A 26,668-nucleotide genomic window follows, 5' to 3' on the forward strand; every position below is an offset into this window, starting at 1 on the left:
CATCCCACAGGTGTGTATCGCCATTGTCTGCTGGACCGGACGTCGGCTCGGGCTCGGGCGCACGGGACGTGCTGTCGGTGTCGTCGTGCACGACTGATGTGGGGTCTGCGGGGTTGTTCACTCCGGGTTTCGCGGCTTTGGAGAACAGGGCTTCGAGGTAGGCGCGTAGTTCGGGGTCGACGCAGAAGCGTCCTTCCGACATCCCGTCGGCACCCTGCTCACCGAGATAGAAGAACGCATCACGTCGCTTCCGCGGCCTGGGCTGCCCGTTCTCGTCGTCGTCTTCGTCGTAGTCGCCGTCGGGGTTGAGGATCGAATCCAGGTGCGCCACCAGCGGCGCGAAGTCGTCGGGCCGCCTGGTCGATGCGTAGCCCACCAACTGCTGTTCGGCGAGATCGCGGGTCTGCGGATCCACACTCGAGGGCAGATGGCGGAAGAACTCGCGGATCATCTGCACATGCTTGGTATCGAGCAACCCGGCCCGTAATGCTTCGGCGGTGTGCGGCAGCAGTGCAGGCAGGACGTCACCGGACAATGCTGTCCGGTCGCCCAGCTCCGCAGCCAGACGTACCCGTGCCCCGGCCGCGCGTGGGGTGATCCGCAGCATCCACGCCACCGACGACGGCACCGACGCCGAATATACATCGAGTCCGTGCTGCGCGATCAACTCGTTCAACCAGGTGTGCGAGTGCGCAGTCAGCGACCGGGTCACCGTTTCCATCCGCTGGATCACCGCGCGCCGGTCGGCGTTCGTCCACGACACCGACGCCTGTTCCGTCAATGCGGCGACCGCGGACTCGACCCGATCGACCACCACCGATAGTTCGGGATCGGACACCTCAGGGGCGGGCGGCACCGTCTCGATGCCGTCCACCCCTGATCCGCCGTCCCCCGAAAGCATGCACAAAATCTATCGCGACCCACCGACACACTTTCGAACACACGTTCCCAACGGCCCTGCGTCGTGGAACGGGCCAATCGAAGTCGGAGGGCCTATGTGGCGGATTACACATGGCCCACAAGTGTGACGTTGCCGATTTCGAGTAACGACGAGTCGCGTAGATGCTGCCGGCGACGTTCAATATTCCCAAGGCGGACGTAACGATCACAGCAGCGTTGCTTGCATCGGTGACGAAAGCCACCGCTTGGCAGCATCTCCGAACTCGAGTGTCGAGCCGGTGTCCGATGTTGTGTGTTGACCCAGTGGGGATGATCGACATGAACGACGCATCTCGTTTCGCCGCATCGTGCAGTTCGCCGAAGGAACTGATCACTCGACTTCAGTTCGGTACCACGGACGTGTGGCCGGAGGACATCGCCCTTCCGGCCCGTTGGCGCTACATGGCCGACCTAATAGATTCCGATCGTGGCTTGCTCGTCGAGTTCGACGGTGCCCTGTCCACACCGGTTGCGGACGCACTCGGTGCGACGGCGGAACTGTGCAGGCAATCGGCCACCGAGTCTGTGCCCGCGGCCGACTGGCAGTATCTGCGGCGAGCGTTGGGATGGCTCGAGCGTGGCAGTTCCGGTGTCGATCGCGCTCTCATCGCCGTGGGCGACGAGTTGGCACTGATCGGGCTCGACGGGGCGGAACAGGACTTCTCGGTTGCGACCTGGCTGTGCATTGATGTCTTGGACAGGTTTGCCGCCGCTGGCGATACCGTCGGGTATTGGGTCGAGTACGTGTACAGATGTGAGTCGAATGTGGCCGAGCAGTGCATCGATTCAGGTCTTGTCGGCAGCGAGAGCACCGAACTGTCGGTAGCCGTGTGACTGGTGGTAACGGGAGAGTCGTCGCCGAACGCCGCGCGGAACATTTGCGTCGTGGTGACCGTTGTACCGCGCATGACACGAGCAGCGGTCGCAGCGTCCTACGGTAGTTCCGATGTCATCGAGATCGTCGACGTCGATCTACCGGAACCGTCCGAGGGTGAGGTACTGATCGCGGTGAAGGCGATCGGCGTCAACCCCTTCGACTACAAGAGCTACAGCGGTTCGTTCGGCACCGACGCGTCGAAGCTTCCGATGGCATTGGGCAGCGAGGCCTCGGGGATCGTGGTCGCGTCGGGCGGAGCCGTCGAGGGGCCTGCGGGACCCATTGCCGTCGGCGACGAGGTGATCGTGTCCGGCCACACCGGAACGTACGCCGATACGATTCTGGCTCCCGCGCGGTTCGTGTTCCCGAAACCGGCAGAACTGGACTGGGAGGTTGCTGCCGGTGTTCTCGCTGTCGCTGGAACTGCTTACGACGCACTCGAATCCGTGGGAGTCGAGAGCGGCGACACGCTGCTGGTGCACGGCGCGGCAGGCGGTGTGGGATCGGTTGTGACCCAACTCGCGGTGGCGCGCGGCGCCACCGTCATCGGGACCGCGCGCCGGCAGAATCACGATGCACTCCGGGCCTATGGTGCCGAACCCGTCGAATACGGCGATGGGCTGATCGACCGCGTCCGGGCAGCCGCTCCGAAGGGAATCGACGCCGCCATCGATGCAGTGGGTACCGACGAGGCCGTGGACGTCTCGCTCGAATTGCTCACCGATCGAGCCAGATTGGTGACGATGGCCGCGTTCGGTCGGGCAGCGGCAGACGGGTTCCTCGCCGTGGGAGGGCCGGAGAGTATGAAACGTCGACGCCTCGCGTCACCGACGCTGTTGGAGCAGGCCGGTGCGGGAGTGTTCGAGGTGACGGTCGCCAAGACCTTCCCGCTCGCCGACGCCGCGAGGGCGCACGCAGAGCTGCAGTCCGCGCACCCGCGCGGAAAGTTCGTCCTGATTCCGTAGCTCGGCCGTGAGGGGAGAACTATCGGTAGTAGTCGTCCCACCAGGTCAACACTCTGGTTCCGATCAACGTCAGCCACTTCGAGGGTTCACCCTCTGATACATCCGTCTCGAACCACACCTCGCCCGGGTGAGGCCTGGCCTGTAACCATGATCCATCGCTTCGGCGGGCGGACCTGATGGCTCCGATTGCCTCCTCCAGGCGAGGATCCGGCGCTGTCCCATCGAGCAGAGAGGCGCGTCGGAAGTAGTCGACAGCATTGAGCGCGCTGTACCTCCACCGGAACGGGTAGCAGAACTGCCCGACCCATTCTCCGACCCGTCTGCCCGTGGACAGGGTGTAGAGGAGTTTGCGCTCGAGCAGGTACTCCTCGCCGATCCGCCGGACCGCACGAGTTCTCTCGGTGCCACCGACTGCGGCGTCGTACTCCAGTAGCCCTTTCAGTGAGTTCAACGTCGAGTGGAACGAACTGCGAGTCGATCCCTCGACCCACTCGCAATTCCATCCACCGTCCGGCAGTTGATGGTCGAGAAACCATTCGACGATGCCGTCGACGTCCGCGCCGAGCCACACTCCATTGGCAACGGTCCACGCATTGATACAGCAGTCCACTTCGCCGCCCCAGTACGGCAGGTTCTCGTACTCCCACCGACTGTTCGTGTCGAGCAGTTCGACTGTGCGGCGGGCCCGCAGAACGGCGGCGTCGACGCCCCACTCGCGCAACGAATTCAGCGACCAGGTGGTTGCAGTCCAGGGCTGGCCCACTGCCGTGGCACCATCGAAGTTCGCAGGGAAGAACGCACCGCCCGCCCATTGGCCGTCCGGGTCCTGCAGCGCAAGAAGTCTCGCACCGAAACCCTCGGTGGCGACTCGGGCGCGAGTTGCTTCCCATACCGTGGCGGGTTCTCCCAAGAGGTCGCGCTCGACCTGCCAATGCAGCGCAGGATCGGAATCGACAAGCCAGTTGCGAAGCGAATCGGCGATCATGACGGCGAAGCCTAACGCCGCTCGTTCCAGCGGACGTGCCAGTTAACGATCGGGTCTCGACGCGCGTGGGGTAGTGGTCGGCACGATCTACGATGGGCTCATGACTGCCGATCCGACCACGCCCGCACCGTCGAACAGCTCGGTGAACTGGAAGAGGCGGGGGATCCTCGTTGGAGCCGGAATCGTCCTGCTGTTGATCGCCTACTTCGTTCTGGCTGCATTCCTGCCGCGCTGGTGGAGCCTCCGAGTGGAGAGCCTCGCCGATCGCACGTTCACCAAGGGCATTCTGTGGGGCCTGTTGTTCGGCATCGTGTGCACGTTCGCTCCGTTGGTGTTCTTCTGGAGCGCCTGGTCGGTTCGCAAGGGCAGAGCCGGAAAGCCGCTGGCCATCGGAGCGGTGATCCTGGCCGTCGTCACAGCCATCCCGAACCTGTTGACCCTCACCATCGTTCTCGGCACCAGCAACGCCGCCCATGCCGGCGAGCGCACCCTCGATACGAGCGCACCGGGTTTCCGCGGTGCGACGGCACTCGGTGCGATCATCGCCGTGGTCCTGGTTGCCCTGCTCGTATTCGTGGTGGTGCGCAGAAGCCGTCGACGCAGAGTTGCCGCGCTGCCGCACTGACCGTCCGGCGCTGCGCAATCTCGTCGGTTCGACGCCATCCGTCATCGACGCTGCGTGCGCCTGGGACCCGCGTGCCGAGATTTCAACCGTTCTGCCGTCGATCAGGCTCGCAGCGTCATGATCTCCGCGCCGTCCTCGGTGATCATGACGGTGTGCTCACTGTGGGCGGTGCGGCATCCGGTCGTACTGCGAAGGGTCCATCCGTCGGCATCGGTGACGAGTTCGTCGGTGTCCGCCATGACCCAGGGCTCGAGTGCCAGCATCAGGCCGGGGCGGAGCCCGTAACCCCGTCCGGGCCTGCCGTTGTTCGACACGTGCGGGTCCTGGTGCATCGTCGAGCCGATGCCGTGACCACCGAACTGCATGTTGATCGGGTAGCCGGCACCGCTCAGTACCGTCCCGATCGCGTGCGAGATGTCGCCGATCTTGTTGCCTGGACGCGCCGCGGCTATGCCCGCGGCCAACGCTCGTTCGGTCGCGTCGATCATCGTTGTGTCCTCGGGTCGAGGTTCGCCCACGACGAAGCTGATGGCTGAGTCCGCTGCCACGCCGCCGAGTACGACAGCGAGATCGAGCGTCAGTAGATCGCCGTCGGCCAGCGAGTAGTCGTGTGGAAGGCCATGCAGTACAGCGTCATTGACGGAGGTGCAGATGTAGTGACCGAACGGGCCGCGGCCGAAGGACGGGGCGTAGTCGACGTAGCAGGATGTCGCTCCCGCTCCGAGGATGATGTCCTTGGTCCACTGGTCGATTTCGAGCAGATTGGTGCCGATGGTGGCGCGCTCTCTGATGGTCCCGAGGATCTCTGCGACCAACGCGCCCGATTCACGCGCGAGGGGGATTGTGCTCGGCGGGAGGATTTCGATCATGTGCTGCCTTTCGTCGTATGACGAATAACTATACCGGTATAACTATTGGTGTCGAGACTCGACGGGTGTGTGTGCCCTGGGGCGTTCGTGCGACTCTATTTGCTGTGTCCGCCCATCCGCTCGACGATCCCGTCCGCAGTTCTCTCGAAGGCCCGCTCGCGCGGTTCGCGGTTCGGCGCGGCCGGGTAGTGCGTATGGATCCCGACGTGTCCCCCTTTCTGATGCACCCCGAGATTCTCGAGCCACAGGACTGGGAGGACATCGCCACGTTGTTCGGACCGCGAACCATCGTGGGATTGAACGGACCCGAACGCGAATTGCCGACCGGATGGTCACGTGTGGAGACTTTCGGCTTGGTGCAACTCGTCGGCACGCATCTCGAGACGCGGCCCTTCGGCGAGTCGGTCGAGCTGGGTGCTGCGGATGTTCCGGAGATGCTCGGTCTCGTTCGGCGCACCGAGCCCGGACCGTTCCTGCATCGGACCATCGAGCTCGGTACCTACCTCGGAGTCCGACGGAACGGTTCGTTGATCGCCATGGCAGGTGAGCGCATGCATCCACCGGGGTGGACGGAGATCAGCGCGGTGTGCACCGACCCTGCCTTCCGCGGGCAAGGTCTTGCCACGGACCTGGTGCGTGCGGTCGGCCACGGTATTCGTGCCCGAGGCGAGGAACCGTTCCTGCATGCCTCGGATGCGAACGTGCGCGCGATCGAGCTGTACCTGTCCATCGGATTCGAGCTGCGGCGAACATCGCGGCTGACATTGGTGAGAACGCCTGCATCGAACCTCGGGTAGGTGCCGAGATCCGCCGTTGCGGGAGCTGCCGTCGAGGATTTATCGTTACTTGTGCAAATAAATGGCGACGTCGTCTACGACGATGGTCTCGTTGTCCTCGACGAGGCCGGAGTCACGCTGAGGTATTACTACTTTCCTGTCGCCACCGCGAAGTTCGTGCCCTACTCGAAGATCCGCGCCGTCGACACCGCCGTCCTCGGCATGTGGAACGGTAGGTGGCGGCTGTGGGGTGCTCCGTGGATCGATCAGTGGCTTCCGCTGGACGTGAAGCGCCCCACGAAGGACACTGCAGTGGTGCTCACCCTTCGCCGCATCTCGCCGGTCTTCACTCCCGATGATCCGGAGCGAGTGGCCCAGCTGATCCGCGAGCGCATGACCGCGTCGACGTGACCCGGCCCGACGAGCGGTTCACTCTTGCGAGCGAACGCACTTTCCTCGCCTGGTTGCGGACCTCGCTCGGTCTACTCGCCGGCGGCATCGCGATCGTTCATCTCGTTCCCGACTTCAGCACCGGATGGGTCCGAACCACCCTCGGCCTGATCCTGATCGGACTTGCCGCAGCGGCCCCGATCATCGGTCTGCGACGGTGGATGCGCGTCCGAGACGCGCTCGAGAACGGCGCACCGATGCCGAGGTCCCGAGACCTGTGGGTCTTCGCCGTCGGCATCGGTGCAGTGGCTGTGCTTGCCGCGGTCGTCACCGTTCTGGGGATCCAGTAGCGCGCGGCCCACCGCGGCAGGTGCACAATCGAACAACTAGGACGACCAACGACAGGAGTTCGGCGTGGCGCAGGGTCTCAAGCTCGGGTACAAGGCATCGGCGGAGCAGTTCGGGCCGCGGGATTTGGTCGAGCTCGGTGTTCTGGCCGAGCAGCACGGTATGGATTCGGCAACGGTCAGTGACCACTTTCAGCCGTGGCGGCACGAGGGTGGCCATGCGCCGTTCTCTCTTGCATGGATGACGGCTGTCGGTGAGCGGACCAAGACGATTCAGCTCGGTACATCGGTGTTGACGCCGACGTTCCGATACAACCCATCGGTCATCGCCCAGGCGTTCGCGACGATGGGTTGCCTGTATCCCGGGCGCGTCATGCTCGGGGTCGGTACCGGCGAGGCTTTGAACGAGATCGCCACCGGGTTCACCGGCGAGTGGCCGGAATTCAAGGAACGGTTCGCGCGGCTGCGTGAGTCGGTGCGCTTGATGCGTGAGCTGTGGCTGGGCGATCGGGTCGATTTCGAGGGCGAGTACTACACCACCAAGGGCGCGTCGATCTACGACGTCCCCGAGGGCGGCATTCCCGTGTACATCGCCGCGGGTGGTCCGGTGGTGGCCAGGTACGCCGGACGGGCCGGTGACGGGTTCATCTGCACATCGGGTAAAGGCATGGAGCTCTACACCGACAAGCTTCTGCCCGCCGTGGAGGAAGGGGCCGGTAAGGCCGAGCGCGACAGCGGTGAGATCGACAAGATGATCGAGATCAAGATCAGCTACGACACCGATCCTGAACTCGCACTGGAGAACTGTCGTTTCTGGGCTCCGCTGTCGCTGACGCCCGAGCAGAAGCATTCGATCGACGATCCGATCGAGATGGAGAAGGCAGCCGACGAACTGCCGATCGAACAGGTCGCGAAGCGTTGGATTGTCGCGTCGGACCCCGACGAGGCGGTGGAGAAGGTCAAGCAGTACACCGATGCGGGCCTGAACCACTTGGTGTTCCACGCACCGGGACACGATCAGAAGCGCTTCCTCGAGCTGTTCGAGAAGGATCTGGCCCCGCGCCTACGCACACTCGGCTGACGCCGGGGAGCCGGTGATTCGACGAGGTCAGCGATCGGCCGTGAGCGCGAACAGTCGCATATCGCGGTCGGTTCGAGTCTCGTACTCGCCGTACACCTCGATCATCGCGTCGAACTGTCGGTAGATGCGGGCCTTCTCGTCGCCGGTGATCCGGGTTGCCGTCACCGGGATCTTCCTACCGCCGATAGCGACAACCGCTCTCGGGTCGGCGAGGAGATTGGAGGTCCACGCCGGGTGGTGCTGCTGGCCGAAATTGGATCCGACGACGAAAATCTTCTCGCCCTCCCGGTAGTACAGCAGCGGGCTCGTTCTCGGCTCACCGGACTTGCGGCCCGTGGTCGTCAGCAACAGCACCGGCGCAGCGATCGGGCCGAGGACGGTGAAGCGGCCGTTGGACTTGGTCAGCAGCCATCGGTCGATGCCTGCGAGATTCTTGATGACCCAGGAACCGGGCTTGGTCGAGGCGAATTTCACAGCGGGTTTACGGATGAACGAGTTCTCGCTGCCCCAGCGCACATCCGGGAATGGTGAATCGGCCATGGTTCATGGGACAACTGGACGCCACTCGCTGTCAACACCTGGACCACTAAGCTGTTGGTCATGGCTGAGCCCACCACTGCCGACCCTGCCGGTATGTACCCCTCCAGCATCTATGTCGCATCACCGGAAGGCGACACCGGGAAATCGACCATCGCGCTGGGGGTGCTGCAGATGCTCGCCGCTACCGCGGCCCGGGTCGGGGTGTTTCGGCCCATAGCGCGCTCGACCAACGAGCCCGACTACATTCTCGAACTTCTCGTCGAACACACCACCGCAGACCTCACGTACGAGCAGTCCCTCGGTGTCACCTATGAGCAGGTGCACACAGATCAGGACGCGGCGCTCAGCGAGATCGTCAATCGGTACCACGAGGTTGCCGCCCACTGCGACGCCGTGGTGATCGTGGGCAGCGACTACACCGATGTCGGTAGTCCCAGTGAGCTCGGCTTCAACGCCCGTATCGCGGTCAATCTCGGTGCCCCGGTGTTGCTCGCGCTGCGTGGATCCGACCGCACACCCGACGAGATCGCGCAGTTGGCCACGCTGTGCCGGGCCGAGCTTCGCCAGCATCACGCACACTTGGCGGCGATCGTCGCAAACCGCTGTGCGCCGGACGATCTCGATGCGGTGACCGACGCGCTGGCCTCCGTCGGCGTACCCGCATGGAGCCTGCCGGAAATCCCTCTGCTGGTGGCTCCGACCATGGCCGAGCTGCTCGAGGCGGTGGACGGCACGCTCTACAGCGGCGATTCGTCTTTGCTGCAGCGAGAAGCATTGCGGGTCATGGTCGGTGGGATGACGGCCGAGCACATCCTCGAACGTCTCACCGAAGGCGTCGTCGTCATCGCGCCGGGGGATCGTTCCGATGTACTCCTCGCTCTCGTCAACGCTCATGAGGCCGAGGGGTTCCCGTCCCTTGCCGGCATCGTCATGAACGGCGGTATCGAGCCCCATCCGGCAATCGCACGTCTGGTGGCAGGACTCGGCCCCCGGTTGCCGATCCTCACGACCGCACTCGGCACGTACGACACGGCCTCCGCGGCGGCGCGGACCAGAGGCCGAGTCGCGGTGGGATCGCAGCGAAAGGTCGATACCGCGCTCGGTTTGATGGAACAACGGGTGGACGCGAAAACGCTGCTGGGACGGCTCGATATCGCCATCCCCACCATCACGACACCGCAGATGTTCGAGTACCAGTTGATTCACCGGGCCCGCGCGGACCGAAAGCACATCGTCCTACCCGAGGGCGGCGACGACCGCATCCTCCGGGCCGCTGGGCGACTGCTGCAGCGGCAGGTCGCGGACCTGACCATCCTCGGCCAGGAAGGCCCGATTCGCCGACGGGCATCGGAGCTGGGCGTCGATCTCGACAAGGCCACGGTCCTCGACCCGACCGATTGCGAATACGCCGAGGACTTCGCGGTGGAATACACCGAACTGCGCAAGCACAAGGGTATGACGCTCGAGCGCGCACGCGAGATCATGACCGATATTTCCTACTTCGGAACGATGATGGTGCACAAGGGAATCGCCGACGGCATGGTCTCGGGTGCGGCGCACACCACAGCCCATACGATCAAGCCGTCGTTCGAGATCATCAAGACCACGGACGGAGTGTCGACGGTGTCGTCGATTTTCCTGATGTGCCTGTCCGATCGGGTGCTCGCCTACGGCGATTGCGCTGTGGTTCCGGACCCGACGGCCGAGCAACTCGCCGACATCGCCGTGTCCTCGGCGCAGACCTCGGCTCAGTTCGGAATCGAGCCGCGAGTGGCCATGCTGTCCTACTCCACCGGCGAGTCCGGGTCGGGGGCGGACGTCGACAAGGTCCGGCAGGCCACAGCGCTTGTCCGCGAACGCAACCCGGAGCTCCTCGTGGAGGGTCCGATCCAGTACGACGCCGCCATCGAGCCGTCCGTCGCTGCCTCGAAGCTCCCCGAATCGGAGGTGGCAGGCAGGGCGACGGTGTTCATCTTCCCGGACCTCAATACCGGCAACAACACCTACAAGGCCGTGCAACGCAGTGCCGGTGCCGTCGCCGTCGGACCTGTTCTGCAGGGCCTGCGCAAACCCGTCAACGACCTTTCTCGCGGCGCACTCGTCGAGGACATCGTCAACACGGTCGCCATCACCGCCATTCAGGCGCAGGGCATTTCGGATGCAGCGCAGCAGGAGGACACAGCGCAGCAGGAGGGCGCATCGTGAGCATTCTCGTCGTCAACTCCGGATCATCCTCGGTGAAGTTCCAACTGGTCGAGCCCGGTTCGGGCGAGTCCATTGCCGGTGGGCTCGTCGAACGGATCGGTGAGTCCGACGGCAGAGTCGAACTCGACTACCGAGGTGAGAGCCTCGAACGAACCCAGCACATCGACGATCACGGTGCCGGTCTCGCGCTGGCCTTCGAGATGCTCGCCGACGCCGGTGTCGATCTGGGCTCGAGCGTCACTGCCGTCGGGCATCGCGTCGTTCACGGCGGCACGGTGTTCTATCGTCCGACGATCATCGACGATGGCGTCGTTCAGCAAATATCCGACCTCAGTAGCCTTGCGCCACTGCATAATCCACCGAATGTGCTGGGTATCGAGGTCGCCAGGGCGCAGCTGCCGAACGTTCCGCACGTGGCGGTGTTCGACACGGCATTCTTTCATTCGCTACCGGCCGCGGCCGCGACCTATGCCATCGATGCGACCGTTGCCGCCGAGCACGACATCAGGCGCTACGGTTTTCACGGCACCTCGCATCACTATGTCTCGGGCCAGGTCGCGACGTTCCTCGGGCGCGATCCTGCAGATCTGAACCAGATCGTGCTGCACCTGGGCAACGGGGCGTCGGCCTCGGCGGTGGCGGGCGGTCGAGCGGTGGATACCTCGATGGGGCTGACGCCGCTCGAGGGCCTGGTGATGGGCACCCGTAGCGGGGACATAGACCCCGGCGTGATCATGCACCTTCGCCGCAGCGCCGGCATGAACATCGACGAGATCGACGATCTGCTCAACCGTCGATCCGGGTTGATCGGGCTTTCCGGGGTCAACGACTTTCGGCAGTTGCAGCAACTCATCGACGATGGAGACGCCTCGGCGCGTCTGGCCTACGACGTCTACATTCACCGCCTGCGCAAGTACATCGGCGCGTACATGCTCGGGCTGGGCCGGCTCGATGTCATCACGTTCACCGCAGGCGTCGGTGAGAACGCCGCGGCGGTGCGCGCGGACGCGCTCGCCGGTCTCGGCGGTTTCGGGATCGAGATCGACCCAGAACGTAATGGGGTGCGCAGCAAGCAGCCTCGGGTGATCTCCACCGACTCGTCGGTGGTGACGGTATTGGTGGTGCCGACCAACGAGGAACTGGCGATAGCGCGCTCGACGGACGATCTGGTGCGAGGCGGCAGCTAGAACAGCGAACGCGGCCGAATCGAGTTCGCCAGATCCACCAGTGAGAAGCGGTGTGAGCGGTCGGTTGCATTGCGGGCCAGCGCCCGTAGGCCCTTCTCGGTTCCACGCCGCAGCCCGTCCTCGGTGAACGGGACGCTCAGTATCGGCTCTCGTTCGGCGGTGGCAGCGTGGCCGGAGACGATCCAGTCCAGGGCCATCGCCAACACCAGTGTCCGCATTTGCAAGGCCCGGCTCTCGGCTTTGGGAAGCAATGCGACTCGTCTTGCGGCAGAACGGAAGTCGGCCTCCGTCAGCTCGGCCCGTGAGCGATCCATGAGGAGCGTCAACACACTGGTCATGCGGGCCATCGAATAATGGCGCGAGCTGATCGGGACCTGATCGAGTGCGGCAATGGCTCCGGCTTGATCGCCGCGCCGCTGTAGCTGCCGGGCCAGGCCGAACGCCGAGCTGACGATACCGCGATTGGTCCGCCACACGGCTCGGTAGAGTCCCTCGGCTCGGGCCCGCCACCGCTCGGCCTCGTCGGCGTCACCGGAGGCAGCATGACCGAGCAGTTCGGAGGTGGCACCGAGCGCGACCTTGGGGGCGAGCTCGCCGGGCATGGCGCCGAGCACGTAGTCGAAACTGGCGAACGCAGAGTCGTATTCGTGATGAAGCAATGCGATCAGACCCGCGTACCACTGCACGCGCCACGGATCGTCCTCCCGGTCCTCGGACTGCACGGCGGCGAGGACGGCGGTTGCTTCGACGACGTTCCCGAGGTCCAGGTGGGCTTTGACCTCGGCGAGGGTGATCTCCAGTCCCAGTTCGCCAACAGTGGTTTTTGCAGATTCTTCTGCTTCGGCGCTCGAGGCGACGCGCTCGATGCCGTTTCGTTTGGCATGTTGCAGTGAGTCCAGGGTCTGTCGGGGTTCGACGTGTACGGCCGCTGCAAGCAGTGCTGCACTCGGATCGTTGGGGTCTACCAGCGGAACGGGGAGCGCGGCAACAACTTCGGCTGCTGTCATGCGCTCGTGTCGCACGGTTCCGTCCACGTAGGTGTCGGTGCGACCTACCGACTGCTCGGTGCCGAAGGTGGTTCTGGGTGGGCTGAACACCGTCGACAGGCCGGGGCGCTCGACCCCGGTCCGAAGGGCCAGGATTTCGCGGAGCACACCGATCGCCTGCCCGGCGAATTCTTCGGCGGATCGGAACCGCTTCTTGGGGTCTTCGTGGATGGCGCGGAGGAGCAATCGGTGGAGCGACGGATACTGCTGCAGCACTTCGGAACTGTCCACCGGAGGCAGTCCGTCGAGATACTTTCCGTTCTTCGACGGCATGTCCAGTGTCAGTACCGCGAGGGTGCGGCCGACCGTGAAGATGTCCGATGCCACGGTCGGTCCGGTCTTGACTATCTCCGGTGCCTGGTAGCCCACCGTGCCGTACAGGTAGCCGTAGTCTCCGATGCCGGCGACCGCACCGAGGTCGATGAGTTTGATCTGATCCTCGGAGACCATGATGTTCTCGGGTTTGAGGTCGTTGTAGACCAGGCCGATCGAATGCAGGTAGCCCAGTGCCGGAAGTACTTCGAGGACGTAGGCGAGGGCCTGCTCGACGGGTAGGCGAGTGCCTTCGCAGGCGGTGAGGATGTCGCGCAACGACCGCCCGCCGACGTATTCCATGACGATGAAGCCGACGCTCGACCCGTCATCGCGGGGCTGTTCGACGAAGTTGTAGATCTTCACCACGCCGGGGTGTGCGACCTCGGCCAGGAACTGACGCTCCGCCACGGCGACGGCGTGTGCCTCTTCGTCGCCGAAGTGCAGCAGTCCTTTGAGTACCACCCAGCGATCGCTGACGTTGCGGTCGATGGCGAGGTAGATCCAGCCGAGCCCGCCGTGTGCGATGCAGCCCTGCACATCGTATTGGCCGACAACACGATCGCCTGGTTCGAGCAGTGGAGTGAAGTCGAACGTTGCGCCGCAGTGTGGGCATATTCCGGTGGCGATGTCCGGCTCACCGGGTTCGCTGCGGCCCACCTTCGCGTTGCATTTCCAACAGAATCTCTTGTGTTGCGGCACCGACGGATCCGACATCACTGCGGTTTCGGGATCGACCGGTTCCACTCGGGGCACGTCGACCAGGCCGCCGCCGAGTCGACGTCGAATGCTGGTGCTGCGCGATCGACCCGATCTCGATCTGCCCGATCGGGTGCGCGCGGACGTGGACGGTGGTGCGGCGGATTTCGCTGTGCCCGGTCCGGTTTTGTCGGCCGGCGGTGAGGAGGGTCGCGGCGTCGGAGCAGTTCCGTCGTCCACCGGCGACCGCGAGACGGACTGGGTGCGCTCGCCGTCGTCCGCCCGAACCACTGCCTGCGTTCGTTCGGCCGGAGCGGTGGAACGTTGTTCGCCTTCGTTCATGGTGCGGTCCTCTAATCGCTGTACGACGCGCTGGGCGGCCCGGGGGATGGCCCGAGTACGGTCAGCCACCGGTTGTAGATGCGATTCCACGTGCCGTCGGAGCGGATCCGCGCCAATGTGCCATTGACGAAGCGCACCAGATCCTCGTTGTTCTTGTTGATTCCGACGCCGTACGGTTCCGGGCTCAGGCTGGCACCGACTATCTCGAGGTACGGGTCCTGCGCCGCGAGACCGGCAAGAATGGCATCGTCGGTGCTGATGGCGTCGACCTGCCGCTGTTGCAATACCACCAGGCAGTCCGACCACATCGGAACCGTGACCACGGTCGCAGCGGGTTGTATTCGCTGCAGTCGACGCAACGAGGTGGTGCCTTCCACCGCGCACACCCGTTTGTTCGCCAGATCGTCGACATTGCGGATACCGGAGCCTTGCACAACCAGAACACGTTGCTGCGCTTGGAAGTACACGGTGGAGAACTGCACTTCGTTGCGCCGAGCGCAGGTGATGGTCATGGTCTTGACCACGATGTCCACCGAAGAGTCCTGCAGAGCTTCCAGTCGCTGCGCCGAGGTGAGGATGCGGAAGTCCAGCCGATTCGGATCACCGAAGATGTCTCGCGAGATCTCGCGAGCGATATCGACGTCGAATCCGACCAACTGCCCGCTCATCGGATCGCGGAAGCTGAAGAGATTGCTGCCGGTGTCGAGTCCGACGACCAAGCGGCCCTTGGCACGTAAAGCGTCGAGCGTCGGCTGCGGCGCATCCGAGCCGGGTGGCAGCGGGCGCAGGCTTGCGGTGGGGCGAGCGCACTCGTCGTCGGCGGGAGTTTCCGTGGGCCGAGCGGCCACCGAAGCACCGTCCGGCAGCGGCGGTTCGGTGAACGTCGTATCGACCTGCGGCGGAGGGCTTTCCGGCGGCGTGCAGCCGACCAGCAAGCTCATGGTCAGGATGCCGACGGCGAGCAGGCGTTTCACAGGTACTCACGCAACCTCGGGAACAGGCCGATGACGAATGCCACCGAGGCGGCGATGGTGAGAACCCATGCGCCGTTGGACAAGCCGGACAGCACCCACACCGAGCGGTCGATATTGGACCGCAGTTCGCCTCGTGCGTTCTCGATCCCGTCGACCAGGACGCTGTCGAGCGCATTGAACGCCGCAGCCGAATCGGACTCCCCGGTGCCGGTGGCGATCGCAACCGCACCGTTGAAATCGCCTGCCTCCAGCGCGGAATCGATCCGCGAATGCGAGGCGGACCAGGTGTCGAGTGCGTCGGTGACCGCGGTGTCGCCCTCGAACATCTCCGACATGCGAGAGACGTTGGCGTCGAACGACTGTCCGTAGTCCTGGCTCCCGCCGCGGCGCGCAAGATCGAGCGTCTCGTCCGCTCGGGCCTGTTGGGCCAGGATGAAACCCGTTGTGTAGGACTTCAACGGAGTGACGCCGCGATCGAGTGCGCGATCGGTGGCGATGGAGGAGACGAGTCCGACCACCAGCATCCAGCCGAGCAGCCCGGCAACGGCTGCCGTCGCAGTGAGGAACCCGGCATTGAGCGTCCGGCGCGTCGTGCGCGAGAGGTACCACTGGCTCAGGCCTGCCATGACCAACAGGAAGACCACGGACCCGATCGGAAACAACGGCGGGCTGGTGAACCGCTCCTGATCGGCCGACACCCGCGAGGCCTGCTCGGTGTACAACTTCTCGGCCAGCGGCAGCAAACTGGTCTGCATCATCGTCGACGCCTCGCCGAGATACGCAGCGCCCACAGGGTTGCCGCTCCGGTTGTTGGCGCGAGCGGTCTCGACGAGTCCGCTGTAGACCGGTAGTCCGGTCGCGATCTGCGTCAATACGGCGCTGGTGGCCTCGTCGTTCTCACTCACTCCTGCGGAGGCCACGATCAGCTCCGAGGACGCCTCGCCGAGCGCCTGCGAGTAGCGTTCACGCACCTCGGGCGGTTCGAGACCGCCCGCGATGAACGCGGTGGCGGCAGCGGCGTCGGCCACCGACAGGGCACCGTAGAGATTCTGCGCCGAGTTCGCGAACGGCTCCGTTCGCACCAGCAAGGTGCCCAGGGTGTCCACTCGTTCGGTCACGGCCGTGGAGGCCAAGCCCCCGACCGTCAATGCCAGGACGACGAGGGCGAATACCATCGCGACCAAACGCGCAGGCGTCGAGCGCATGGTGTATCGAACCGGCGGCTTACCTGCAGCAGCACCGACGGGAGTTGCCGTTGTCGGTGGGACGGCAGCAGAGGGAGTAATGCCGGCCGCGATCACGTCACCGAGCATATAAGTAGCCGGACCGTACTGCAGCCACTCGCCAGGATGATTCACCTAGGGTGGGGAACATGCGAGGTGACGGGGACGGTTGGGTGATCGGAGAGAACGGTTCTCGGCACTGGGGAAAGCACGGAGCCGCCGGACTGTTGCTGCGGGCACCGTCCAACCCGGGAACCTCGAACCCCGGTACCTCGAACCCCGGTGGTGCGAACTGGGGAGAGCCCGTCGTGCTGCTGCAACACCGCGCCCTCTGGAGCCATCAGGGTGGGACGTGGGCACTGCCCGGCGGTGCCCGTGATTCTCACGAGAGCACCGAGCACGCGGCGGTTCGGGAGGCCCACGAAGAAGCCGGAATCACGGCCGAGCAGCTCTGTGTCCGCAGCGAGCGGGTCACCGCGAGTGCCTCGAGTGGTTGGTCCTACACCACCGTCGTCGCCGATACCGACCGTGCCCTCACCACGGTGCCCAACGGCGAGAGCACCGAGCTGCGCTGGGTACCGGAATCCGTCGTCGCCGAGCTGCCACTGCACCCGGGGTTCGCATCGAGCTGGCCTGCCCTGCGCACCGTGCCGCTCCGGGTGCTGCTCGATACCGCCAACGTGCTCGGTTCGCGGCCGAACGGATGGTGGAAGGACCGCGCGGGGGCCACCGGCGCGCTTCTGGCCTCGCTCGCCGAGACGCTGCCCCGCACAGTCGAACTACCCGGCGGCCAGTACGGGTGGCTCACCCGCATCGAAGCGGTGCTCGAGGGCCGGGCCCGGGAGGCTGTGGTGAACGATCCACGAGTCCCGGTGATCATCGCCGACGGCAGCGGTGACGACACCCTTGCCGCGCAGGCCCAGCTCGACGGCGGTCTCACGGCGATGGTCACCGCCGACCGCGGCCTGCGGGACCGGCTGCCCGCATCGGTGCAGGTTCTCGAGCCCTCGGTCGTGCTCGGCTGGTTGTAGAACAGCGCCGGAGCTCGACGCCCGGCGGGAACCTCTGTCGTCGGCCCTCCAATCAGCGCGGGCTCCTGGTCACCAGTTCGGCAGCGCCACGAACAGAAAACTCACGCCGACGACAATGCCGAGCGCGCCGCTGCCCACCGCCAGGGCGGTGTCCTCGCGGGGAGCCCTCTCGCCCTCGAGGTCCGGGCTTCGATATGCCCACAGCGCAGTTGCGACGGCGACGAGTCCGGCCACGACACCGACACCTGCGGCCCAGAAGGTGACGACGGACAGGGCACCGATCATGATCGCGAACTCGGTCAGCTGCGCTCGGGTCCTGGGGCGTCGGTCCCACCACCGCGCCAGTACAGAGTTCTCGGGATCTCTGGTCGGTGGTGTGTCGGAAGCTACTGTCACGGCCGTCTCCTTTCTCTCGTCGCGTACGTCGCTGCTGTTCTTGCCCAGCACGGACGACCGGGAAGACGCATCGGCGTCGACTCGGGGGTGTCTTACAGAGGTGTTCTTCACCATTCTGGCAGCGGCCGGCCACGGCCGCCAATCCCTTTCGCGATTGCGATGCGGATCACCTGTCGGTGGGTCGTTCGGGCCAGGCCCGACCGAGGTTTCCTGCTGCGGAGGGGATTTCGTGAAGGGTCTACCTACGTCAGTGCGCGGAACGCTGCGTATGCCAGCGGCGGATCAGTATCGCGCCGCCCACCAGCCCAGCTACGACGAGAATCAGCCCTGCGGCCACACTGGACACGCGGCTCGGCCACGGCAGAAAAGTCGGAACATCGAACATGTTCAGCCAGAACGGCTCCAGCACCGCTCCGGCGGGGGCAACCAGACGCGCGAGCAATCCCGCGGGGCCTGTGTTTCGCGCTGCGGCCCCGAGAAGACCGAGGGGACCGCCCGTGACGAGGGCCAGAAGGAACCACCACTGGTTCGAGGCCCACACGGTCGCGTCGAACATGCCGAACAGCAGTCCGACACCGTAATGGACCCCCAGCGCGATCAGGCCTGCCGCGATCCCGGCCGCGAATGCCTGCAGCGGACGGCGGACGAACCAGCCGCACAGAATGGGCAGACCTGCCCACACTGCACCCGAATTGACCAGCTTGCTGATCGTCGAGCGCACCGCCAGCAGGGTGTCGGCCTCTGCTGACAGCTGGCTCACACTCGTCACGTTGGAGGCCAGCGACACCAGGGCCACGACCACCGCAGCCGCAACGACGAGCCCCCACCCCTTACGCGCCACGCCGGGTGACACTACGCACCGTTCGATGTCCTTGTTCGGCAGGTGAGCGTCGGCGTCAGACCTGCAACGCCTGCACCAGCTGACGAGCAGCGGCCTGCGGATCGCGGGCCTCGGTGATCGCGCGGACCACCACGATGCGATCGGCTCCGGCGGCCCGAACCTGATCCACATTGGTCCCGTCGACTCCGCCGATGGCGAACCACGGCCGCTCCGGCAATGCATCGGCAGTGGCCCGCAGCGTCTCTAGCCCTGCGGCCTTGCGGTTGGGTTTGGTGGGCGTCGGCCACACCGGACCGACGGCGAAGTAGTCGACCCCGTCCTCGATCGCGGCGAGTGAGGCCTGGGCGCGGTTCTGCGTCGAACGGCCGATCACCACGTCCGGGCCGAGGATCTGCCGCGCGTAATGCACCGGCAGATCCCCCTGGCCGAGGTGCAGCACGTCCGCGCCCGAGGCCAACGCCAGATCCGCCCGATCATTGACCGCAAGCAGCGCTCCATGTCGCTTGGTCGCGGCCACCAGGACGGCCAACGCAGCGAGCTCGTCCTTGGCTTCGAGAGGGCCGAACTCGCGTTCACCGGCAGAGTTCTTGTCGCGTAGCTGAATGATGTCGACGCCACCGGACAACGCCGCTTCGGCGAACTGGGCGAGGTCGCCTTTCTCGCGCCTGGCATCGGTACACAGGTACAGGCGAGCGGACGCAAGACGCTCGCGGGGAGTCTGATTGCGGACGGTCTGAGATGGATGCACGAGACGAACTGTATTCTCATAGTGGCCACCACCGAAGACGGAGTGGCCGAGAAATCGCGGGAGTCCCGGGGATCGTGGGGCTGAGAGTGGGTTCGCCGCCCTTACCGTCAATACCTGAACCCGATCATGCGGGCGCAGGGAGTGAGGTTGTGAATCGCGTGCATATCGTTGTGATCGGCGGAGGCGTCATCGGGCTGTCGACGGCGCTGCGACTGGGCCAGGACGGTCACCGGGTGGTCGTCCACGATCCCGCTCTCGGTCGAGGCGCGTCCTGGGTCGCAGGCGGAATGTTGGCACCGCTGTCCGAGGGCTGGCCCGGCGAACACGAACTACTGCATCTCGGTGCCGCCTCGTTGGCGCGCTGGCCGGAATTTGCCCGACGCCTCCCCGGCCCCTCGGTGTTCTCCTCGACCGGATCCGTCACCGTGGCCCTCGACTCGGCCGATGCCGCCGATCTGCGGACCATCGCGGAATGGGTGGCCGAGCAGGGGCACGAGCTGGAGATTCTCGGCCGTGCGCAGCTGCGAGAACTCGAACCCGCGCTGGCGCCCAACATCCGCCTCGGCTTGCTGGCCCCGACCGAACTGTCCGTCGACAATCGAGCGCTGGTCGCCGCCCTCGAGCAGGGCTGCATCGGTGCCGGAGTCGAGTTCGTGACGGAGCCGGTGCACACCGTGCCCGACGCCGATCACGTGGTCCTGGCCGCAGGGTCCAACTCGGCCGCGCTGTGGCCGACGCTGCCCGTTCGGCCGGTCAAGGGCGAAATTCTGCGATTGCGGCGACGGCCCAGCGCCGCTGCGCCGCCGCAGCGCACCGTCCGCGGCACGGTGCACGGCAGGCCGATCTACCTGGTGCCACGCGGCGACGGGTTGGTCGTCGGTGCAACACAATACGAATCAGGCCAGGACACCCAGGTCACCGTCGCCGGAGTACGAGACCTGATCTCCGATGCCGAACGACTCATGCCGAGCATCGGCGAGTACGAACTGTACGAAACCGCAGCGGGACTGCGCCCGATGAGCCCGGACGGCATACCGATCATCGGCCGCCTGACCGACAACGTCCTCGTCGCGACCGGTCACGGCCGCAACGGCATCCTCCTGGCCCCCATCACCGCCGACGCCGTTGCCGCGCTGATCGACGGCCGCGAACTCGGCGAGGCGAAAGCAGCCACCCCCGAACGTTTCTCGCACATGTGCAGCCAACAGATCGAAAGGACACCATGACTCAGGTCGCCATCGGCATCACCGTCAACGGTGAGGACCACCTGCTCACCGAGGACATGACCATGCGTCGACTCCTCGAGTTCCTGGGGTTGCCGGAGAAAGGAATCGCGGTGGCGGTCGACGGCACCGTGCTGCCCAGAAGCAACTGGGATACCACCACCGTCGAAAAGGGCTGGACCATCGACGTGCTCACGGCGGTGCAAGGTGGCTAGCGCTCTCACCATCGCCGGCCGTAGCTTTACCTCCCGGCTCATCACCGGCACCGGGGGAGCGGCCAATCTCGCGGTACTCGAAGACGCCCTCGTCGCGTCCGGAACCGAGCTGACCACCGTCGCGATGCGCCGCGTCGACGCCGCGGGTGGGACCGGAGTGCTGGATCTGCTGCGCCGGTTGAACATCGCGCCGCTGCCGAACACCGCGGGGTGCCGGGGTTCGGCCGAAGCGGTCCTCACCGCACAGCTGGCACGTGAGGCGCTCGAGACCGATTGGGTCAAGCTCGAAGTGATCGCCGACGAGCGAACCCTGCTGCCCGACGCCATCGAGTTGGTCAAGGCCGCAGAGCTTCTCGTGGACGACGGCTTCCAGGTGCTGCCGTACACCACCGACGACCCGGTTCTGGCCAAGCGCCTCGAGGACATCGGTTGTGTCGCCGTCATGCCCCTCGGCTCGCCCATCGGGACCGGCCTGGGAATCTCCAACCCACACAACATCGAGATGATCGTCGATGCCGCGTCGGTTCCGGTGATCCTCGATGCGGGTATCGGCACCGCCAGCGATGCGACCCTGGCGATGGAACTCGGCTGCGACGCAGTGTTGCTCGCGACGGCGGTCACGCGTGCGAAGGATCCGGCGATGATGGCGTCGGCGATGCGTCATGCGGTCGCCGCGGGGTACCAGGCTCGGCACGCAGGGCGTATCCCGAAGCGATTCTGGGCGCAGGCCAGCTCGCCCATGTGACCGCCGCGTCGTCTGCGCCCCCGGCCGCGCACACGGCCTCAGGGTTCGACTCATCCGAAAGGATGATGCGATTGGCGACTGTGGGTCGATGTGCGGTCGGTCTCGATCGAGCACAGTGATACCCATGATCGAAGTGACAGGACTGACCAAGCAGTACGGAGCGGTGACGGCGGTCGACAACCTCACCTTCACCATCAAACCCGGTATCGTCACCGGCTTCCTGGGTCCCAACGGCGCAGGCAAGTCGACCACGATGCGCATGATCCTCGGTCTCGACAGACCCACCTCGGGTACGGCGACGATCGAGGGCAAGAACTACAGCAATCTGAAGCAGCCACTGCGAACCGTCGGCGCTCTGCTCGACGCCAAGTGGGTACATCCGAATCGATCGGCACGTGCGCACCTCGAGTGGATGGCCGCCTCCAACGGCATCCCCAAGTCGCGGGTCGAGGAGGTGTTGCGTCTGGTGGGATTGTCCGAGGTGGCGAAGAAGAATGCCGGCGGTTTCTCGCTCGGTATGTCTCAGCGGCTCGGTCTCGCCGGTGCGCTGCTGGGCGATCCCAAGGTGCTGCTGTTCGACGAGCCGGTCAACGGCCTCGACCCCGAGGGTATCGTCTGGATCCGAAAGTTCATGCAGCGCTTGGCGGCCGAGGGTCGTACGGTGCTCGTGTCGAGCCACCTGCTCTCGGAGATGGCTCAGACGGCCGAACATCTCATCGTCATCGGACGCGGCAAGCTGATCTCGGATTCCTCGGTGCAGGAGTTCATCGATCACGCCTCCGAAGCGTCGGTGCGCGTGCGCAGCCCGCAGCTCGACGGCCTCCGTCAGGCCCTGACCACCGCCGGTCTCACCGTGCGTGAGCCGGACAGGACAGACGAGTTGCAACCTTCGCTCGTAGTGCTCAACTCCACGACCGATGCGATCGGCGATATCGCCGGTCGAGCCGGAATAACTCTGCACGAGTTGGCCTCTCAGCGTGGCTCGCTCGAGGAAGCTTTCATGAAACTCACCGGAGACACAGTCCAGTATCACGGCTCGGGAGCGGAAGATCCCAACAATCAGCAAGCGATGGGCGGTGCACTCTGATGGGCGTCATGGCAGCAGAGAGAATCAAGTTCACCTCGACCAAATCACCGTGGTGGTGCAGCGCGATCGTTGTCGTGTTCGGCCTCGGATTCGGAGCCATCCTGGGCTGGGCAGCCAAGACTGCCCTCGGTCCGGATGCGCCGGAGGGCCTGCCGCCGACCACCGCGTACGACGTCGTCGGGAGCGGTGTGGGCGGCCTGGGGCTGATGGTGCTGATGATCCTGGCAGCACTGACCGTCACCAGCGAATACCGCTTCGGCCTGATCCGAACCACCTTCCAGGCGGTCACCAACCGGGCATCGGTGCTCGGTGCGAAGGCACTCATCGTCGGCGTGTACGGCGCGGTGCTGTCGTTGATCCTGGCGTTCGGTGCGCTGTTCCTGGCCAAGGCGATCGCGGGTGAGGAGGCAGGGGCACTGCTGAGCTTCGATGTCGACGGCACCTGGCGCGTCATCTACGGCACGGCAATCCTGGCATTCGTGCAGATAGTCCTGGCCGTCGCGGTGGGTGCGCTCGTTCGGCAGTCCGCCGGTGCCATCGCCGTGCTGCTGTTGTGGCCGTTGCTGATCGAAAGCCTCGTCGGACTCATCCCGAAGGTCGGCGAGAAGATCCAGCCGTTCCTGCCGTTCAAGAATGCCGACCATTTCCTCGGCGGCTCGGCGGGGACCGATTTCCACTGGGGTCCGATCGGCAGCCTGATCTACTTCGTTGTCTTCACCGCGGTGATCTTCGGAGTAGCGGTCTTGGTCGTCAATCGTCGGGACGCCTGACCTCACTCTGGGTAGGGTGTCCGATATGCGGATTTCCTTGCTTGCAGGTAGCGCCGTCTCGGTCTTGATTCTGGCCGGCTGTTCGTCCACCTCGGACGAGCAACCGGCCAGAGTTTTCGCCACACCCGACGGGCCTGGTCTTGCGGCTGCGGTCACCGAGGACGGCCTCGTCGGGCATCTCGAGGAACTCGAAGCCATCGCAGCCGCGCACGACGGTAATCGGGCCGCCGGTACCGCGGGATACGACGCGAGCGTTGATTATGTTCTCTCGCAACTCGAATCGGCGGGCTTCGACGTCACCACTCCGGAGTTCGAATTCGAAACCTTCGAGGCGCAGACTCAAACTCTGTCACTGGCGGGCACCGAGGTTCCGGTGTTCGCCCTCAGCTACTCGCCGACCACCAGTGCCGAGGGCATCACCGCACGGGTCGTCGGCACCCCGGCTGACGAGGACGGGTGTGAGGCAGCCGATTACGAAGGCCTCGATCTGAGCGGTGCCGTTGCCGTCGTACCGCGTGGAGTGTGTTCGTTCGGCGTGAAACAGTCTGTCGCAGCCGATCTGGGAGCCGCTGCCGCAATCATCGTCAACAACGAAGCCGGACCACTCGATTCGGGGACGCTCGGCGATCCCGAGACCGGAAGGATTCCCACCGGCGGCGTCAGCCAGGAGGACGGCCCGGCGGTGCTCGCGGCCCCCGAGGTCACGCTCACACTCGTCACGGCGACCGACACGACCAAGAGCCGCAACATCATTGCGCAAACCACCACTGGATCCACCGAGAATGTGGTGGTGGCAGGCGCACACCTCGACAGCGTCCCGGAAGGTCCCGGCATCAACGACAACGGCACCGGTACCGCGGCAGTGCTCGAAACGGCACTGCAGATGGGCAGCGCGCCCGAGGTGACCAACGCGGTGCGCTTCGCGTTCTGGGGTGCCGAGGAGAACGGCCTCGTCGGCTCGACCAAATACGTCGAGAACCTCTCCGATGACGAGAAGCAGAACATCGCGCTGTACTTGAACTTCGACATGATCGGCTCACACAACGCCGGCTATCTCGCCTACGACGGCGATGATTCCGACCAGGTGGGTGAGCCCGCCGGACCGGCCGGGTCCGATGCCATCGAGCGCACCTTCGTCGAGCGATTGGGCGATGAAGGGATTGCCGTCGACGGTACCGATTTCGACGGCCGCTCCGACTACGGCCCGTTCATCGAAGTCGGTATCCCCGCGGGCGGCGTCTTCAGCGGCGCGGACGAGAACAAGACTGCCGCGCAGGCCGAGAAGTGGGGTGGCACGGCCGATCAGGCCTTCGACGAGAACTACCACACCGACCAGGACACCCTGGCCAACGTCGACCGTGACGCACTGGCGAAGAACGGTGCGGCCGTCGCCTACGGAATCGGCGTCTACGCACAGTCGGTGGAAGGCCCCAACGGGGTGCCGGTCGGGGCGGAGCGTGAGGCTGCGCGCGCCGAAGGATGACCGTGGGTATGTGTGACAGTGAGTTACGCTCGGTGCTGTGAACGCAGTCGTCGACTCGGTGGTGGAGTGGGTTCGCACCACCAACCGAGCGCCTACGGTCGTCGGGGCCGTCCGGCGCGTACGTCGAGCATTGCCCGGTGACCCCACGTTCGGTGATCCGCTGTCCATCGACGGTCCTGGGCGAGCACTGGCAGTGGCCCGGGTGGCCGATCGATTCCTCGCTGCGAACGGACTGGACGACGAACCGGGCGCGTCCCGGGAAGTCGGCCTCGGGGCACTGCAGGTATGGCAGGCGATCCTCGAGCGCACCGGACGCGGCCGCGGTGAGCGCGAGGTCACCATCGTGTTCACCGACCTGGTCGGGTTCTCGTCATGGTCGCTGCGGGCCGGTGACACCGCCACTCTGACACTGCTGCGCAAGGTCTCCAAAGCCGTCGAACCCGAGGTCGCGTTCCGCGGCGGCCACGTCGTGAAGCGACTGGGCGACGGCATCATGGCGGTGTTCACCGATGCGGGCAAGGCCGTCGAGGCGGTGTTCGCGGCCCGAGAGGCTCTCGCAGGCGTCGACGTGGACGGCTACACCCCGACGATGCGAGTGGGGATTCACACCGGCAATCCCCGCCAGGTCGGATCGGACTGGCTCGGCGTCGACGTCACGGTCGCCGCCCGCGTGATGCAGACCGGTGGAAACGGCAACGTGATGATCTCGGAGGCGGCGCTGGCGGCGGTACCGCCGGAGGTGCTCGACGCGTTGGAGGTGGTGTCCAAGCCTTATCGACGCAGCTTCTTCGCTCCGAAGATCAAGGGTGCACCGGACGATCTACGCATCCTCCGACTCGTGCAGTCGCCACAGCGGTGATACCGGGCCGTGCCCTGCGCCCAGGTCGTAGGACGCGGCCAGGCAGCGGGTGACCCACTGCTTTCCGAACGCCACCGCGTCGGGCATCGAGTAACCGTGGGCCAGCGCCGACGCGATCGACGCGGCGAGGGTGTCGCCGCCGCCGTGATCGTTGCCGGTGTCGATGCGCTCGCTGGTGAATTCGAGGAACTTGTCGCCGTCGAAGAGAAGGTCGGTGCTGTGCGTCGACGTGCGTAGATGGCCACCCTTGACCAGGGACCACTGTGCTCCCAGGTCGTGCAGGGCCTCTGCGGCGCGGCGGGCACTGGCGTCGTCCACCACGTCGATGCCGGTGATGAGCCGTACCTCGTCGAGATTGGGGGTCACCAGCGATGCGATCGGGAACAGGGTGTGCCGGATGGCGTCGAGGGCCTCGGCGTGCAGCAGTGGATCGCCGTGCATGGATGCACACACCGGGTCGACGACGAGGGGAACCGGCTGGTCACGGCCGATGCCGACTTCGGTGCACACGGCGGTGACGGCCTCGATGATCCCGGTGGACGCCAGCATCCCGGTCTTCGCGGCGCCGACGCCGATGTCCGAGACGACGGAGCGCACCTGCGCCGCCACCACATCGGGGGGAACCTCGTGAAAGCCCGTCACGCCGACGGTGTTCTGGACCGTGACCGCTGCTACGGCAACGCACGCGTGGACACCCAGCAGTGCCATCGTGCGGCTGTCGGCTTGGATTCCGGCTCCGCCGCCGGAGTCGGTTCCGGCGATCGTCAGAGCGCGAACGGGAGTCTCGCCGTTGGGCGTGAGCGGTAGGAACTTCACGAGAGACGACAGTACCGGCGGCGCACCGAGTGCAGCCCCGGCGGCCGAACTCGAACCTGTGAATATCGGTAG

General features: G+C 65.4%; 28 protein-coding genes and 1 riboswitch. Of the genes, 17 read left to right on the forward strand and 11 right to left on the reverse strand.

The window, feature by feature from the left end:
- Positions 1-901, reverse strand: a 901-nt coding sequence (locus tag J1M87_RS07150; protein ID WP_206488872.1) for a DUF222 domain-containing protein, incomplete at its 3' end; no start/stop codon positions are given.
- Positions 902-1,218: 317 nt separating this feature from the next.
- On the opposite strand from J1M87_RS07150, the gene J1M87_RS07155 reads away from it, so the two are divergent.
- Both J1M87_RS07155 and J1M87_RS07160 read left to right on the forward strand, forming a co-directional pair.
- Positions 1,219-1,773, forward strand: a complete 555-nt coding sequence (locus J1M87_RS07155) for a hypothetical protein (protein WP_206488873.1) — start codon at positions 1,219-1,221, stop codon at positions 1,771-1,773.
- A 72-nt stretch (positions 1,774-1,845) separates the two neighbouring features.
- Positions 1,846-2,781 (forward strand): NADP-dependent oxidoreductase, encoded by a 936-nt coding sequence (locus J1M87_RS07160; protein WP_206488874.1) that lies wholly within the window; start codon positions 1,846-1,848, stop codon positions 2,779-2,781.
- 19 nt (positions 2,782-2,800) lie between these two features.
- Here J1M87_RS07160 and J1M87_RS07165 read toward each other — a convergent pair whose 3' ends face one another.
- Complete coding sequence (locus J1M87_RS07165; protein WP_206488875.1) at positions 2,801-3,766, reverse strand: squalene cyclase; 966 nt, start codon at positions 3,764-3,766, stop codon at positions 2,801-2,803.
- 100 nt (positions 3,767-3,866) lie between these two features.
- On the opposite strand from J1M87_RS07165, the gene J1M87_RS07170 reads away from it, so the two are divergent.
- On the forward strand, positions 3,867-4,391 hold the full coding sequence (locus tag J1M87_RS07170) for a permease (protein WP_206488876.1): 525 nt from the start codon (positions 3,867-3,869) through the stop codon (positions 4,389-4,391).
- A 101-nt stretch (positions 4,392-4,492) separates the two neighbouring features.
- Here the strand turns inward: J1M87_RS07170 and map are convergent, their stop codons facing one another.
- Complete coding sequence (gene map / locus J1M87_RS07175) at positions 4,493-5,260, reverse strand: type I methionyl aminopeptidase (RefSeq protein ID WP_206488877.1); 768 nt, start codon at positions 5,258-5,260, stop codon at positions 4,493-4,495.
- Positions 5,261-5,364: 104 nt separating this feature from the next.
- Between map and J1M87_RS07180 the strand changes: the two genes are divergently transcribed.
- The 4 genes from J1M87_RS07180 to fgd all read left to right on the forward strand — a co-directional run bounded on the left by J1M87_RS07180 (position 5,365) and on the right by fgd (position 7,854).
- Complete coding sequence (locus J1M87_RS07180; protein WP_307830750.1) at positions 5,365-6,057, forward strand: GNAT family N-acetyltransferase; 693 nt, start codon at positions 5,365-5,367, stop codon at positions 6,055-6,057.
- Between the two features lie 51 nt (positions 6,058-6,108).
- On the forward strand, positions 6,109-6,447 hold the full coding sequence (locus J1M87_RS07185) for a hypothetical protein (RefSeq protein ID WP_206488879.1): 339 nt from the start codon (positions 6,109-6,111) through the stop codon (positions 6,445-6,447).
- A complete protein-coding gene (locus tag J1M87_RS07190) occupies positions 6,444-6,776 on the forward strand; it encodes a DUF202 domain-containing protein (protein ID WP_206488880.1) in 333 nt (110 codons plus the stop codon). Before J1M87_RS07185 ends, J1M87_RS07190 begins: the two co-directional genes overlap by 4 nt.
- 64 nt (positions 6,777-6,840) lie before the next feature.
- On the forward strand, positions 6,841-7,854 hold the full coding sequence (gene fgd, locus J1M87_RS07195; protein WP_206488881.1) for a glucose-6-phosphate dehydrogenase (coenzyme-F420): 1,014 nt from the start codon (positions 6,841-6,843) through the stop codon (positions 7,852-7,854).
- A gap of 27 nt (positions 7,855-7,881) precedes the next feature.
- Here the strand turns inward: fgd and J1M87_RS07200 are convergent, their stop codons facing one another.
- The gene (locus J1M87_RS07200; protein WP_206488882.1) at positions 7,882-8,394 is read right to left on the reverse strand and encodes a nitroreductase/quinone reductase family protein; all 513 of its coding nucleotides are present in this window, start codon (positions 8,392-8,394) and stop codon (positions 7,882-7,884) included.
- 60 nt (positions 8,395-8,454) lie between these two features.
- Between J1M87_RS07200 and pta the strand changes: the two genes are divergently transcribed.
- Both pta and J1M87_RS07210 read left to right on the forward strand, forming a co-directional pair.
- Positions 8,455-10,599 carry a phosphate acetyltransferase gene (pta, locus tag J1M87_RS07205; RefSeq protein ID WP_206488883.1) on the forward strand — a complete coding sequence of 715 codons (2,145 nt, stop codon included), beginning with the start codon at positions 8,455-8,457 and terminating at the stop codon, positions 10,597-10,599.
- On the forward strand, positions 10,596-11,786 hold the full coding sequence (locus J1M87_RS07210) for an acetate kinase (protein ID WP_206488884.1): 1,191 nt from the start codon (positions 10,596-10,598) through the stop codon (positions 11,784-11,786). The genes pta and J1M87_RS07210 overlap by 4 nt, the downstream gene beginning before the upstream one ends.
- On the opposite strand, the gene J1M87_RS07215 is transcribed toward J1M87_RS07210, so the two are convergent.
- The 3 genes from J1M87_RS07215 to J1M87_RS07225 are packed head-to-tail and all read right to left on the reverse strand — an operon-like array spanning position 11,783 to position 16,517.
- Positions 11,783-14,185 (reverse strand): serine/threonine-protein kinase, encoded by a 2,403-nt coding sequence (locus J1M87_RS07215; protein ID WP_206488885.1) that lies wholly within the window; start codon positions 14,183-14,185, stop codon positions 11,783-11,785. The genes J1M87_RS07210 and J1M87_RS07215 overlap by 4 nt on opposite strands.
- 11 nt (positions 14,186-14,196) lie before the next feature.
- Positions 14,197-15,126, reverse strand: coding sequence for a glutamate ABC transporter substrate-binding protein (locus tag J1M87_RS07220; protein ID WP_206489083.1), 930 nt, complete (start codon positions 15,124-15,126; stop codon positions 14,197-14,199).
- Positions 15,127-15,155: 29 nt separating this feature from the next.
- Positions 15,156-16,517 carry a hypothetical protein gene (locus J1M87_RS07225; protein ID WP_307830751.1) on the reverse strand — a complete coding sequence of 454 codons (1,362 nt, stop codon included), beginning with the start codon at positions 16,515-16,517 and terminating at the stop codon, positions 15,156-15,158.
- Positions 16,518-16,531: 14 nt separating this feature from the next.
- On the opposite strand from J1M87_RS07225, the gene J1M87_RS07230 reads away from it, so the two are divergent.
- Positions 16,532-17,413: an NUDIX hydrolase gene (locus tag J1M87_RS07230; RefSeq protein ID WP_206488886.1), complete on the forward strand. Its 882-nt coding sequence runs from the start codon at positions 16,532-16,534 to the stop codon at positions 17,411-17,413.
- Between the two features lie 69 nt (positions 17,414-17,482).
- Here J1M87_RS07230 and J1M87_RS07235 read toward each other — a convergent pair whose 3' ends face one another.
- The 3 genes from J1M87_RS07235 to thiE all read right to left on the reverse strand — a co-directional run bounded on the left by J1M87_RS07235 (position 17,483) and on the right by thiE (position 19,398).
- The gene (locus J1M87_RS07235; RefSeq protein ID WP_206488887.1) at positions 17,483-17,809 is read right to left on the reverse strand and encodes a hypothetical protein; all 327 of its coding nucleotides are present in this window, start codon (positions 17,807-17,809) and stop codon (positions 17,483-17,485) included.
- A 247-nt stretch (positions 17,810-18,056) separates the two neighbouring features.
- Complete coding sequence (locus J1M87_RS07240; protein ID WP_307830752.1) at positions 18,057-18,650, reverse strand: hypothetical protein; 594 nt, start codon at positions 18,648-18,650, stop codon at positions 18,057-18,059.
- A gap of 55 nt (positions 18,651-18,705) precedes the next feature.
- Positions 18,706-19,398, reverse strand: coding sequence for a thiamine phosphate synthase (gene thiE / locus J1M87_RS07245; protein ID WP_206488888.1), 693 nt, complete (start codon positions 19,396-19,398; stop codon positions 18,706-18,708).
- 46 nt (positions 19,399-19,444) lie between these two features.
- Positions 19,445-19,558: riboswitch (TPP riboswitch) on the forward strand.
- Here thiE and thiO point away from each other — a divergent pair.
- The 7 genes from thiO (at position 19,557) to J1M87_RS07280 (ending at position 25,780) form a co-directional block, all read left to right on the forward strand.
- Positions 19,557-20,624: a glycine oxidase ThiO gene (thiO, locus tag J1M87_RS07250; protein ID WP_307830764.1), complete on the forward strand. Its 1,068-nt coding sequence runs from the start codon at positions 19,557-19,559 to the stop codon at positions 20,622-20,624. It overlaps the preceding riboswitch by 2 nt.
- A complete protein-coding gene (gene thiS, locus J1M87_RS07255; protein ID WP_206488889.1) occupies positions 20,621-20,836 on the forward strand; it encodes a sulfur carrier protein ThiS in 216 nt (71 codons plus the stop codon). The genes thiO and thiS overlap by 4 nt, the downstream gene beginning before the upstream one ends.
- Entirely contained in the window at positions 20,829-21,581 is a 753-nt protein-coding gene (locus tag J1M87_RS07260) for a thiazole synthase (RefSeq protein WP_206488890.1), read from the forward strand. Before thiS ends, J1M87_RS07260 begins: the two co-directional genes overlap by 8 nt.
- Before the next feature lie 124 nt (positions 21,582-21,705).
- A complete protein-coding gene (locus J1M87_RS07265) occupies positions 21,706-22,668 on the forward strand; it encodes an ABC transporter ATP-binding protein (protein WP_206488891.1) in 963 nt (320 codons plus the stop codon).
- The gene (locus J1M87_RS07270; protein WP_206488892.1) at positions 22,668-23,438 is read left to right on the forward strand and encodes an ABC transporter permease; all 771 of its coding nucleotides are present in this window, start codon (positions 22,668-22,670) and stop codon (positions 23,436-23,438) included. The genes J1M87_RS07265 and J1M87_RS07270 overlap by 1 nt, the downstream gene beginning before the upstream one ends.
- A 25-nt stretch (positions 23,439-23,463) precedes the next feature.
- Entirely contained in the window at positions 23,464-24,921 is a 1,458-nt protein-coding gene (locus J1M87_RS07275; RefSeq protein WP_206488893.1) for a M28 family peptidase, read from the forward strand.
- Between the two features lie 37 nt (positions 24,922-24,958).
- Positions 24,959-25,780 carry an adenylate/guanylate cyclase domain-containing protein gene (locus tag J1M87_RS07280; RefSeq protein ID WP_206488894.1) on the forward strand — a complete coding sequence of 274 codons (822 nt, stop codon included), beginning with the start codon at positions 24,959-24,961 and terminating at the stop codon, positions 25,778-25,780.
- On the opposite strand, the gene thiD is transcribed toward J1M87_RS07280, so the two are convergent.
- Positions 25,742-26,596 carry a bifunctional hydroxymethylpyrimidine kinase/phosphomethylpyrimidine kinase gene (thiD, locus tag J1M87_RS07285; RefSeq protein WP_206488895.1) on the reverse strand — a complete coding sequence of 285 codons (855 nt, stop codon included), beginning with the start codon at positions 26,594-26,596 and terminating at the stop codon, positions 25,742-25,744. The two genes, J1M87_RS07280 and thiD, sit on opposite strands and share 39 nt — an antisense overlap.
- Positions 26,597-26,668 lie beyond the last annotated feature (72 nt).

This window comes from Rhodococcus sp. KRD162, assembly GCF_017168335.1.
In the GTDB taxonomy this organism is placed as follows: Bacteria; Actinomycetota; Actinomycetes; order Mycobacteriales; family Mycobacteriaceae; genus Rhodococcoides.